This window comes from Corynebacterium hansenii, from assembly GCF_030408795.1.
Lineage (GTDB): Bacteria > Actinomycetota > Actinomycetes > Mycobacteriales > Mycobacteriaceae > Corynebacterium > Corynebacterium hansenii.
Window position 1 is genome coordinate 829,015 of the sequence record NZ_CP047211.1, and the last position, 11,555, is coordinate 840,569.

An 11,555-nucleotide genomic window follows, 5' to 3' on the forward strand; every position below is an offset into this window, starting at 1 on the left:
CCCGGAGACGCGCCGCAGTGACCGCCGATTATCCGCCGCCACCTGCGGCGGGTACGATTCCCGCCATGCCGGGAGAACAGAATGAGGCGACGCGGGGCCGTTCGGCGGACCACGGCGGCGTCGTCAAGCGAAACGAGCCGACCCCGCCGCGCGCGCTGGCCGAGCGCGCCGACCGGCCGCGGCGCATCGGCGTCATGGGCGGCACGTTCGACCCCATCCACAACGGGCACCTGGTCGCCGCCAGCGAAGTGGCCGACCGGTTCGCGCTGGACAGCGTCATTTTCGTGCCCACCGGCGAGCCGTGGCAGAAGCGCGGCCGGCGCGTGTCGGACTCCGAGGACCGGTACCTGATGACGGTCATCGCCACCGCCTCCAACCCGCGCTTCACCGTCTCGCGCGTGGACATCGACCGCCCCGGCGCGACGTACACCATCGACACCCTCGATGACCTCAACGCCCAATTCCCCGACGACGAGCTGTTCTTCATCACCGGCGCGGATGCGCTGCAGCAGATCGTCACCTGGCGGGACTGGGAGAAGATGTTCGACTCCGCGACGTTCGTCGGCGTCAACCGGCCCGGCTTCCACCTGGCCGAAGACGACCTGCCCGACGTCGACCGCGCCCGCCTGCACCTAGTGGACATTCCCGCCATGGCGATCTCCTCGACCGACTGCCGCAGGCGCGCCGCCGACGGTAGGCCGGTCTGGTATCTCGTGCCCGATGGCGTGGTGCAGTACATTGCCAAAAGGGGCCTGTACCAGGATGTGCGGCCCCATGACCCCTCGCCCGCGGGCGGGGACACCTTCGAAGACAACGGGAGCTGAATTCCACTCGTGACCGCATCCACCGAGGCCGCCAACCTGGCCACCATCGCCGCACGCGCCGCCGACCGCATGAAGGGCGAGGACATCGCCGTGATCGACGTGTCCGGCCCCCTGGTGATCACCGACGCGTTCGTGCTGGTCAGCGCCGACAACGAGCGCCTGGTGTCGGCGATCGTCGACGAGGTCGAAGATGACCTGCGCGACGCCGGCGCCAAGCCCGTGCGCCGCGAGGGCGTCCGCGAGGGGCGGTGGGCGCTGCTGGACTACGGCGTGCTGGTCGTCCACGTGTTCCGCGACGAGGAGCGCGACTTCTACGGCCTCGACCGCCTGTGGAAGGACTGCCCCCGCATCGAGGTCGAGGGCGTCGAGCAGACCGCCGTCGCCGGCTCGTCCGACGCGTCGCACCAGGCGCGCTCCATCGACGAGATCCCGCTGGCCGCCCCCGAGCCGGACGCGGGCGAGTTCTAGTTTTTGGGTTGCCGGACGCTGCGTTCGCGCTTGAGTCCGGTCAGCCGGCCCGGTTCAACTCAGCCGGCCAGGCCTGCCAGCCACCCGCCCGGCCCGCCTTCCCGCCCGCCCCGATCCGAGAGGATGATGCGCCGATGGACACCGTCGCCGCCCGCCGCCTGCTGTTGCTCCGCCACGGCCAGACGACGTACAACGCCACGCGCCGCATGCAGGGGCAGATGGACACCGAGCTGTCGGCGGAGGGCATCGCCCAGGCCGAGCGCGTCGCCGCGCACCTGGGCCGCCATGAGCGGGGCATCCGCCGCATCGTGTCGTCGGATCTGCGCCGGGCGGCCGACACCGCCGAGGTCGCCGGCCGCGTGCTGGGGGTGGACGTCGAGCGCGATCCCCGCCTGCGCGAGACCCGCCTGGGCGTGTGGCAGGGCCGCACCCACGGCGAGATCGACGAGGAGTACCCCGGCCAGCGCGCCACGTGGCGCCACGATGCGACGTGGGCCCCGCCGGGCGGCGAGACCCGCGTCGAGGTCGCGGCCCGCATGCGCTCGGTCGTGGAGGACCTGCTCGCCGACGACTCCTGGCCCGGTTCCACCGTGCTGCTCGTCGCCCACGGCGGGGCCATCGCCGCGCTGACGGCGTCGCTGCTGGATGTGCCGGTCAGCCACTACACCATGTTCAACGGCCTGCGGAACACCGCGTGGGTCGAGCTGACCGCCATGCCGCGGCCGGATGGCGAGCTCGGCTGGTACCTCGGCGCCTTCAACGGCGAGCTGGTCGATGCCGGGCCCGCGCAGGCCGGGCTTGACGACGGAGGATCGGCCCGATGACCGGCGCGGGGGAGAAAGCGGCCGGGCGCGTCCAGGTCGTGGTGGACGAGTCGGCGTGCGTGGAGGAGTCCGTCGCCAAGCGGCATGGCATCACCGTGGTGCCGCTGGGGCTTGACGACGTCGACGGGGAGCAGACCACCTCGGCGATCGGTCCGCTGCCGCTGTGCGCGGCGTATGCGCGGGCGCTGGAGCGTGGTGGCGACGCCGGGGTGGTGGCGCTGCACCTGGGCAAGGGGCTGTCGGCGACGTGGTCGAATGCCGTGACCGCCGCGGCCGTGCTCGAGCGCGTGACCGTGGTGGATACGTCGATGGTCGGCGCCGGCATGGGCGCCGCCGCCGTCGCCGCCGCCAAGAAGGCCGCCGAGGGCGCGGATCTGGAGGAATGCGTCGCCGTCGCCGAAGACGTGCTGCGGCGCAACCGCCTGTGGCTGTACGTGCCCAAGCTCGAGCCGCTGCGCCGCGGCGGACGCATTTCCACCGGACAGGCGGTGCTGTCGACGGCGCTGGCGATCAAGCCGATCGTCGGCATCCAGGATGGGACGCTGGGGCTGGTGGCCAAGTGCCGCACCGAGGCGAAGGTGCTGGACAAGCTCGTCGTGCTCGCCGCCGCCGAGGCCGCGGGGCGTCCCGCGCACGTGATGCTGCACCACTCCGGGGCGCGTGAGCGCGTGGAGGAGCTGCACGCGATGCTGTCGCTGAAGCTGCCGAAGGGCTCGACCTTCGACATCGTGGACCTGCCGCCCGCGCTGGTCGCGCACACCGGCCCGGGCGCGTACGCCGTGGGCATGGTCGTGGCCGAGGAAGTCGGTGCCAGTGGTGGTGCCGGGGCTGCCGGCGCAGCTGGGGTTGCCGGAGTTGCCGGGGCCGCTGGGGTTGCCGGCGTGGCTGGGGCTGGTGGAGTTGCCGGCGCGGCCGGGGCGGGTGCCGCGACCGCGAATGGTGCCGGAGCCAATGGCGTCGGTGCAAATGGCGTGGGCGCCGGGAATGGCGCCGCGAACGTTGAGGGTGCAAACGGCGCGGGCGAGACCTTTTCACCCGACGCCGCTTCCGGTGTCGTCGCCGGTGCCCGTGCCGATGCGGCCGGTTCGGGAGACGACGCCGTTGGCGCGGACGGCAAGCCGTTGCCGCCCACCTCCGTGGTCGGGAGGGAGTCGTCGGCGCTGTTCACGACGGTCGCCGCGAAGCTGCCGACGTGGAGCGAGAACCGCCGCGCGGCCATCGAAAAGGCAGAGGCACTGGCGCATGCGATCGCCGAGCTGGCGCGACGCGATCACTCCGATCCCGAGGGCGCGGCGTTCGGTCGCCAGGCCCGCGAGGAGGCCGCCCGCAAGGCCGCCGAAAGGGCCAATGGCGACGTCGATGATGACGGGGCCGACAACTCCGGAACCGCCGCCAACGGGGCCGACAACTCCGGAACGACTACCTCAGGAACCACCTCCTCTGGAACCACTACCTCCGGAACGACTTCCACTGAAACCACCTCCTCCGGAAGCAACGATGTCGCCGTCAATGGCGACGCGGGCGGCGCCGCGAAGATGGACGGCGAAGGTGACGAGGGCGGCGTCGTAAAGCAGTAGCCGCAACGCTTTTCGGGGTTTTTCCACAGGGCCGGATTCATCCACAAACAGGGTGTTTTCGGCCCTTCGTCGTGGGCGGGCGAGGGGCGGCCGGGCCTAATCTGCGGCCGTGGATTCGTTGCGTTCGCGTTTGGGGGACCTGCTGGAGCCGGTGCCCGCCGAGGAGGCGATGCCCGTCGATTATTCGCGGCGGCGCATCGCGGTCAGCCGGCGCACCGTGGTGGCGGTGGCGATGGCCGGGGCGATGGTGCTCGCCGCGCTGGTCGCCGGGTGGGCGCTGTCGCGCGGGCCCGTGGTGGACATGCCGGTGGCGGATGCGTCGCTGGTGGGTTCGGGGGACGCGGGAGCCGGACGCGGCGGACCACGTGCGGGGGAAACGGGGAGGGGCCGGGCTGCGGGGAGGCCTGGGGATGGGGGCAGCGGCGCGGGCACGGGGGACGCGGGTGCGGCGGGCCCGTCGGGGGAGGTCGTCGCGCCGCCGGCGGAGATCATCGTGTCGGTGGTGGGGATGGTGCACCGTCCGGGCGTGGTGACCGTGCCCGGCGCCGCGCGCGTGGCCGACGCCATCCACGCCGCCGGCGGGATGTTGCCCGAGGCCAGCCCCGCCAGCGTGAACCTGGCGGCGCCGTTGGCGGATGGCCAGCAGATCCTCGTCGGCCCCGATCCGTTGCCGGAGTTGTCCACGGGTGGGACGGCGGCCGGTGGAGTGGGCGGTGATGGGGCCGGTGGTGCTGGGAGCGGTGGCGGTGCAGGAGTTGGTGGCGGCGCGGGACATGGCAGCGGCGCCGGGGGAGGTGGTGCCGGGGGTGGCGGCGCGGGGCTGGTCAACATCAACACGGCGACCGAGGCGGAGCTGGAAACCGTCACCGGAATCGGGCCGGCGACGGCGAAGAAGATCGTCGCGCACAGGGAGAAGAACGGCCCCTTCACCACCGTCGACCAACTCGAAGAGGTCCCCGGCATCGGCCCCGCGAAGCTGGAGGGCATGCGTTCCGAGGTGACGGTGTGACGCCATGACGCAGCCTCGGACGTACTCTCTCGCCGATCCCGCGCCGCCGCCACCGGATTCGGGCCCGGCGGTTCCGCGGCTCGGGCTCGACCTGCGCCTGCTGCCCGCCGCGGTGCTGGTCTGGGCCGCCACCGCCCTGGCTTTGGCCACTCCGCTGGGGTGGATGCTGCTGGTGGCCGCCGTGTTCACGGGGGCGGTGGCGTGGCGGCGGGATGCCCCGACGGTGGCGCTGCCGGCGGTGGCGGTGACCGTCGCCGTGATGGGCACGCTGCTGCGCCGAGCCCGCGCCGCCGCCCACCCCATCACAGAGAGCTTCGGCGCGACCACGCGCACGCGTCTGACCCTCACCACGACGCCGAAGGCCACCGAACACGGGGCGACCGTCGAGGCATCCATCGCGGGGCTGCCCGGCCGCGTCCGCGTCTTCGGCGATGAACGCCTGCTCGACCACGACCGGGGCACGGTGCTGGATGCGTACGCGGGGGTGTCGGCTTCGGAACGTCCGTCGTTGTCCGGGACGGTGGCGTCGGTGCGGGGGACGGTGGACGTCGTCAAGCATCCCGATGGCCACGTCGCCCGCGTCCGCGATGGCCTGCGCGAGGCCGCCGAGGCACTGCCCGCCGGGCCCGACCGGCTCATTCCCGCGATGACGCTGGGCGACGAGCGCGGTTTCGGCGCCGCCGACCGCGAGATGATGGCCGATTCCGGGCTCGCGCACCTGACGGCGGTGTCGGGGGCGAACGTGGCGCTGATCGTCGGGGCGGCGGTGTGGGCCTTCGCGTGGGCGCCGCCGCGGTGGCGGGTGGCGGTCGCGGCGGTGACGCTGGCGGCGTTCGTGACGGTGGTGGGCACCGAGCCATCCGTGCTCAGGGCGCTGGTCACCGGCGGCGTCGGCTTGCTCGCCGTGCTGCTCGGGCGGCGAGGGCAGGCGCTGCCCGCGTTGCTGGCGGGGACGATCGGGCTGGTGGTGGCGTTTCCGGACTTGGCCGTGTCCGTCGGGTTCGCGCTGTCGGTGGCGGCGACGGCGGGGCTGGTGCTCGCGGCGGCGCCGATGACGCACCGCTTGCTGCGCATCCCCGGCGTGGGCAGGGTGCCGGCGCCGATCGTGCGCGCGGCCGCCGTGGCGCTGACGGCGCACGTCGCGACGGTGCCCGTGCTCGCCCTCACCATCGGCGAGGTGTCGCACGTCTCCGTGCTGGCCAACCTCGCCGCGGCGCCCGCGGTGGCGCCCGTGACGGTGCTGGGGACGTTGGCCGCCGTCGCCGCGCTGCTGGGGTTGGGGCCGGTGGTCGCGGTGCTGGTGCACGTCGCCGCGCCCTTCGCGTGGTGGGTGTACGCGGTGGGGCACGCGGCGGCGGGGATGCCGGCGGCGTCGGGGAAGATGGGAGCGATCGGGCTGGCGGTGTTCCTCGCGGTGGCGGTGGCGGCGATCGCGTGGCCGGCCGTCGCCGCCGCGGTGACGGTGGTGGCGGTGGGAGCGGCGGCGGTCGTCGTCACCCTGGGATGGCACATTCCCGTCGCCCCTCCCGGCTGGATCGCCGGCGCCTGCGTCGATGGCGGGCGAGTTCGGGTGGTCGCCGCGGCCCCGCTTGACGACGCCCACCTCGACGCCCTTCCCCGCCCCTGCCGATTGGTGCTCGGGAGGGGAGCGGCGGGGAAGCAAGGCGAGGGCGAAGAAGCTGCGCTCGGAGCCGATGGCGGCGCCGGGCGTGCGGGCTGGGCCCCTCCTACTTCAGCGGAACTGACGGTGCATGCGACGCTCGATGACGTGGAGAAAGCCGCCCGGGATGAGGCGGGACCACGGCCGCGGTGGTTCGTCGTCAAGCATTGCGGCGATCGGGCGCGCGCCCGCATCCGCACCAGTGACGGCATCCCCGTGGTGTGCCCCGCCCGCGACGGCACCCATGCGCTGTACCCGGACGGCGCGACGTGGAGAAGCGGCGCCGGGAAGGGCCGCTCCGGGAAAGACCGATCCGGGGCGTCTGGCACGATGGGGGAGTGACTCAGACGATGCCCGCACCGGTGAATGTGATCGTCGGCAAGGAAGGGCTGCTCATCGACCGCGCCCGATTGGCCATCATCGCCGCCGTGCGCCGCACCGCCGCCACCCCCGGCGACCCCGAGGGGCGGGCGGTGCCCATCACCGACCTGCGCGGCGGCGACGTGACCACCACCGAGCTGGTCGAACTGCTCAGCCCGTCGCTGTTCGGCGAGGACCGCATCATCGTGCTCACCGACTGCGACGCCGCGGGCAAGGAACCGGCGGACCTCATCGTGCAGGCCGCCGGGGACCCCGCGCCGGGCATCACGCTGATCCTGCAGCACTCGGGGGAGGGGCGGCAGAAGAAGATGGTCGCCGCGCTGCGCAAAACCGGAGCGCAGCTTTTCGAGGCGCACCCCATCAAACGCAACGACCTCCCCGGTTTCGTGCGCGGCGAGTTCCAGGCGCACCGGCTGCGGGTGTCGCCCGACGTCATCGATGCACTGCTGGATTCGGTGGGGTCGGACCTGCGGGAACTGGCGACGGCCGTGTCGCAGCTGGTGTCGGACACCGGCGGCAACGTCACCGTCGACGCCGTGCGCACCTACTACGGGCGCACCGCCGAGGTGTCGGGTTTCGAGGTCGCCGAGTTGGCCCTGACCGGCCGCGGTTCCGAGGCGCTGGCGTTGGCGCGCCGGGCGATGCAGCTGGGCGTGCCCCATGTGCTGCTGGCGTCGGCGCTGTCGGGGATGGTCGGCGACGTCGCCCGATTGCATGCGGCGCGGGGCGTGAGCAGCCGCGACGCCGGCACCTACGGCATGCCGCCGTGGAAGCTGGAGAAGACCCACCGGTTGGCCACGCGGTGGTCCACGCCGGCGATCGCGCAGGCGGCGCAGATCATCGCCGAGCTGGACGCCGGCGTGAAGGGTTGGGCCGCCGATCCGGAATACGCGGTGGAGAAGGCCGTCACGGACATCGCCGCGCTGGCGAAGGGCTCGCACCGGCGGTAGTCGGAGGGGTGGTGGGCGTGCCATCAATGGAGGAGCTGCCCCACCACGCAAAGATAAGCGCCCCCGCCGAACAAATCGGCGGGGGCGCTCGAAGGCTGCGGCGTCCGATGCGGGACGCCGGCCGTCGTCAAGCCAGGGGAATTAGCCCTCGATCTTGTTGACGGACTTCGCCAGCGCGGACTTCTTGTTCGCCGCGTTGTTGCGGTGGAAGACGCCCTTGGACACGGCCTTGTCGAGCTTGCGGGAAGCGACGCGCAGCTGAGCCTCGGCGGCGGTCTTGTCGCCGGCCTCGACGAGCTCGCGGAGCTTGCGGATCTCGGTGCGCACCTCCGAGCGGACGGCCTGGTTGCGCAGGCGGGCCTTCTCGTTGGTCTTGTTGCGCTTGATCTGGGACTTGATGTTAGCCATGTGAATACCTCTTGTATCCGTAGTCGGTGATGGTCCGCGGCTCCCGGGGAGGCCCGGCGCCAGGCGCGTCCGCGGCGAACCCAAGGTCCTGATCACCGGCGGCCACGCGAGACTCGCGTAAACAACTCGGGAGACTTTACCAGGCGGCGCGTGGACGGCGAAATCCCCGGTGCGGTGGGCGTTCGGGGTGGGGAGGGGCGTGTGTGGGGTGTGGGCACGGCATACGGCGGCGTTCGAGTGCGGCGTGTGTCGGGGCGAGAAAACTCCGGAGCGCCCGATGGGGCAGTGCCACGAGACTCCCCCCGGCACCGTGCCGCCCGCGCCGGCACCCAATTTCGGCGTCTTCGCCCCGCGATGTGGCGCCCGCGGGCACGAGAATTCAACATGAGCGGTTTCGTGCGCGAGTATTTGGAGCGAGAACGCTGTAGTTGAAGAAAACGGGCCCGTTTTCTTCAACTATGACGGTTTCGCGGCGACCGGAAGTGGCACGAAAACGCCGAAGTTGAATTGGTGGGGGAGGGCCCATGGAACGCCGAAGACTGCGGCGCTGTGACCTGCAGTAATGGGAACGCTCGCCAGGAGGCTCTCAGAGGGCTTGTCGGGTACGCGAGTGCGCCCGCCGGTGGCCGATCGCTCTACGGCGCTTGTGGCGGCATGCGGGCGAAACGATGGTTGCGCTGCGCGGTTGAGGCGCCGGCTATTCGCGCTTGCGGCACCATTGCTTGCCGACGCTCACGTGAACGTGCAGGTGCCGCACTTTTAGCCGCGCTCAGCTCCAGTGGTAGTCCGACCGGAGGCGCGCCGCGATGCGATCGAAGCGGCGCCTCGGCATCATCGCGCCTGACCGCCGGATGCCGGACTCGGGGACCTCGAGGATCTTGTCCAGGCGCACCCACGACGGCCGCCCCTCCGGGTCCCACGCACCGGAGCCGATGAACAGCCACGTCGGCGAATCGGCGTGCCGCTGATGCGTGGAAATCAGCGCGCCCAGCAACGTCTGCTTGTGGCGGCCGACCACAACGACGGCGCGTTCGCGGGGCTTCTCGGCGTCGCCCTCGAGAAGAACGGGCGCCCACACAACCTCGCCGGGGTCGGTCTGGCCGTCCATGTCGGGGGCGTAGACGATGGACCGCGCCACTTCGGCGGTGGGGCGGGCGACGGTGGCGGGTTCGCGGTGGGCGAGGCGGTCCTCGTCGGCGTCGGGGGTCAGGCCGAGCTGCTCGTTGAGCATGGCCAACCCGCGGTCGAGGGTGTCCACGCCGCGAAACCACTCCGTCGCGGCGATCACCCAGCGCCACCCGCGGTTCAGGCCCCTGCGCCACAGGCGCCGCGCCGCGCGGCCGAACCTGCTCGGCTGCTTCGGGGTCGCATCGGCGGATTCGTCGGCGGTGGGCGTCGTCAAGCCGGAACCGACCGCCGAGGCGTTGGCGGAGACTGCGGGCTCGGGGGACGTCATGACGCACAAGTTTAGCCCAGGCAAAGGGTGTTCGCGGCGACGGTGCCCGACGGCGAATCGGCGCCGGGTAGTGTGGGCGGAGAATACCCATTCGTCCCCCAGAAGTACGGAGCAAGGCCAACGTGACCAGGAATTTCGCGGCGCAGACGTTCACGGATCCGAAGCGGATCCGCAATTTCTGCATCATCGCCCACATCGACCACGGAAAGTCGACCCTGGCGGACCGCATCCTGCAGATGTCCGGCGTGGTCGAGGCGCGCGACATGCGCGACCAGTACCTGGACAACATGGACATCGAGCGCGAGCGCGGCATCACCATCAAGGCGCAGAACGTGCGGCTGCCGTGGGTGCCGAAGTCGGGGGCGCATGCGGGCGAGGAGATCGTGCTGCATTTGATCGACACGCCCGGCCACGTGGACTTCACCTACGAGGTGTCGCGTGCGCTGGAGGCGTGCGAGGGCGCGATTCTGCTGGTCGACGCCGCGCAGGGCATTGAGGCGCAGACGCTGGCGAACCTGTACCTGGCCATGGAAAACGACCTGGAGATCATCCCGGTCCTGAACAAGATCGACCTGCCGGCGGCCGACCCGGAGAAGTACTCGGAGGAGATCGCGCACATCATCGGCTGCGAGCCGGAGGATGTGCTGCGGGTGTCGGGCAAGACGGGCGAGGGCGTCGAGGCGCTGATGGACCGGGTGTGCGAGCTGGTGCCGCCGCCGGTGGGCGATGCGGATGCGCCGGCGCGCGCGATGATCTTCGACTCGGTGTACGACACGTACCGGGGCGTGGTCACCTACATCCGCGTGGTCGACGGCCGGCTGGAGCCGCGCGACGTGATCCAGATGATGTCGACGGGCGCCAAGCACGAGCTGCTGGAAATCGGGGTGGTGTCGCCGCAGCCGCAGAAGTGCGAGGGCCTGGGCGTCGGCGAGGTGGGGTACCTGATCACGGGCGTGAAGGACGTGCGCCAGTCGAAGGTCGGCGACACGGTGACGCTGAACAAGAAGCCGGCGGAGGAGCCCCTGGAGGGCTACGCCGAGCCGACGCCGATGGTGTACTCGGGGTTGTTCCCCATTTCGCAGGCCGATTACCCGGATTTGCGCGATGCGCTGGAAAAGCTGCAGCTTAACGACGCCGCTTTGACGTTCGAGCCGGAGACGTCCGTGGCGTTGGGCTTTGGTTTCCGCGGCGGTTTTCTGGGTCTGCTGCACATGGAGATCACGCGCACGCGCCTGGAGCGCGAATTCGACTTGGACTTGATTTCCACGGCGCCGAACGTGGTGTACCGCGTGGTGGCGGAGGACGGCTCCGAGGTCGTGGTGCACAACCCGTCGGATTGGCCGGAGGGGAAGCTGCGCGAGGTGTGGGAGCCGATCGTGAAGTGCACGATCATCGTGCCGAGCGAGTTCGTCGGCTCGACGATGGAGCTGTGCCAGCAGAAGCGCGGCGAGATGGGCGGGATGGATTACCTGTCCGAGGATCGCGTGGAGCTGCGGTACACGATGCCGATGGGCGAGATCATCTTCGACTTCTTCGACATGCTGAAGTCGCGGACCAAGGGGTACGCGTCGCTGAACTACGAGGAAGCCGGCGAGCAGCAGGCGGACCTGGTGAAGGTCGACATTCTGCTGCAGGGCGAGGCCGTGGACGCGTTCAGCGCGATCGTGCACCGCGACAACGCGCAGTGGTACGGCAACAAGATGACGAAGAAGCTGCGCGAGCTGATTCCGAGGCAGCAGTTCGAGGTGCCGGTGCAGGCGGCGATCGGCGCGAAGATCATCGCCCGCGAGAACATCCGGGCCCTGCGCAAGGACGTTTTGGCCAAGTGCTATGGCGGAGATATCTCCCGCAAACGTAAGCTGCTGGAGAAGCAGAAGGCCGGCAAGAAGCGGATGAAGAACATCGGCTCCGTGAGCGTCCCCCAGGAGGCGTTCGTGGCGGCGTTGAGCACGGATGGGGAGTAGGGGCCATCAAGCTTGATGGCAGTTGTGCACTAAT

Annotated in this window: 10 protein-coding genes; 8 read left to right on the forward strand and 2 right to left on the reverse strand. The window is 71.0% G+C overall.

Annotated features, from left to right (window positions below):
- Positions 1 to 65: 65 nt before the first annotated feature.
- The 7 genes from nadD to holA all read left to right on the forward strand — a co-directional run bounded on the left by nadD (position 66) and on the right by holA (position 7,693).
- Positions 66 to 824 (forward strand): nicotinate-nucleotide adenylyltransferase, encoded by a 759-nt coding sequence (gene nadD, locus CHAN_RS03775; protein ID WP_082144228.1) that lies wholly within the window; start codon positions 66 to 68, stop codon positions 822 to 824.
- 9 nt (positions 825 to 833) lie between these two features.
- Positions 834 to 1,292: a ribosome silencing factor gene (rsfS, locus tag CHAN_RS03780; protein ID WP_048739440.1), complete on the forward strand. Its 459-nt coding sequence runs from the start codon at positions 834 to 836 to the stop codon at positions 1,290 to 1,292.
- 134 nt (positions 1,293 to 1,426) lie between these two features.
- On the forward strand, positions 1,427 to 2,116 hold the full coding sequence (locus CHAN_RS03785; RefSeq protein ID WP_290291935.1) for a histidine phosphatase family protein: 690 nt from the start codon (positions 1,427 to 1,429) through the stop codon (positions 2,114 to 2,116).
- Entirely contained in the window at positions 2,113 to 3,693 is a 1,581-nt protein-coding gene (locus CHAN_RS03790) for a DegV family protein (RefSeq protein WP_290291938.1), read from the forward strand. The genes CHAN_RS03785 and CHAN_RS03790 overlap by 4 nt, the downstream gene beginning before the upstream one ends.
- 109 nt (positions 3,694 to 3,802) lie before the next feature.
- On the forward strand, positions 3,803 to 4,702 hold the full coding sequence (locus CHAN_RS03795) for a ComEA family DNA-binding protein (RefSeq protein WP_290291941.1): 900 nt from the start codon (positions 3,803 to 3,805) through the stop codon (positions 4,700 to 4,702).
- 4 nt (positions 4,703 to 4,706) lie between these two features.
- A complete protein-coding gene (locus tag CHAN_RS03800; protein ID WP_290291945.1) occupies positions 4,707 to 6,704 on the forward strand; it encodes a ComEC/Rec2 family competence protein in 1,998 nt (665 codons plus the stop codon).
- Positions 6,701 to 7,693 (forward strand): DNA polymerase III subunit delta, encoded by a 993-nt coding sequence (holA, locus tag CHAN_RS03805; RefSeq protein WP_290291948.1) that lies wholly within the window; start codon positions 6,701 to 6,703, stop codon positions 7,691 to 7,693. Before CHAN_RS03800 ends, holA begins: the two co-directional genes overlap by 4 nt.
- Positions 7,694 to 7,834: 141 nt before the next feature.
- Here the strand turns inward: holA and rpsT are convergent, their stop codons facing one another.
- Positions 7,835 to 8,101, reverse strand: coding sequence for a 30S ribosomal protein S20 (rpsT, locus tag CHAN_RS03810; RefSeq protein WP_048739448.1), 267 nt, complete (start codon positions 8,099 to 8,101; stop codon positions 7,835 to 7,837).
- 769 nt (positions 8,102 to 8,870) lie between these two features.
- On the reverse strand, positions 8,871 to 9,557 hold the full coding sequence (locus CHAN_RS03815; protein WP_290291951.1) for a type II toxin-antitoxin system PemK/MazF family toxin: 687 nt from the start codon (positions 9,555 to 9,557) through the stop codon (positions 8,871 to 8,873).
- A 122-nt stretch (positions 9,558 to 9,679) separates the two neighbouring features.
- Between CHAN_RS03815 and lepA the strand changes: the two genes are divergently transcribed.
- Positions 9,680 to 11,521 carry a translation elongation factor 4 gene (gene lepA / locus CHAN_RS03820; protein WP_290291954.1) on the forward strand — a complete coding sequence of 614 codons (1,842 nt, stop codon included), beginning with the start codon at positions 9,680 to 9,682 and terminating at the stop codon, positions 11,519 to 11,521.
- The last annotated feature ends 34 nt before the right edge of the window (positions 11,522 to 11,555 follow it).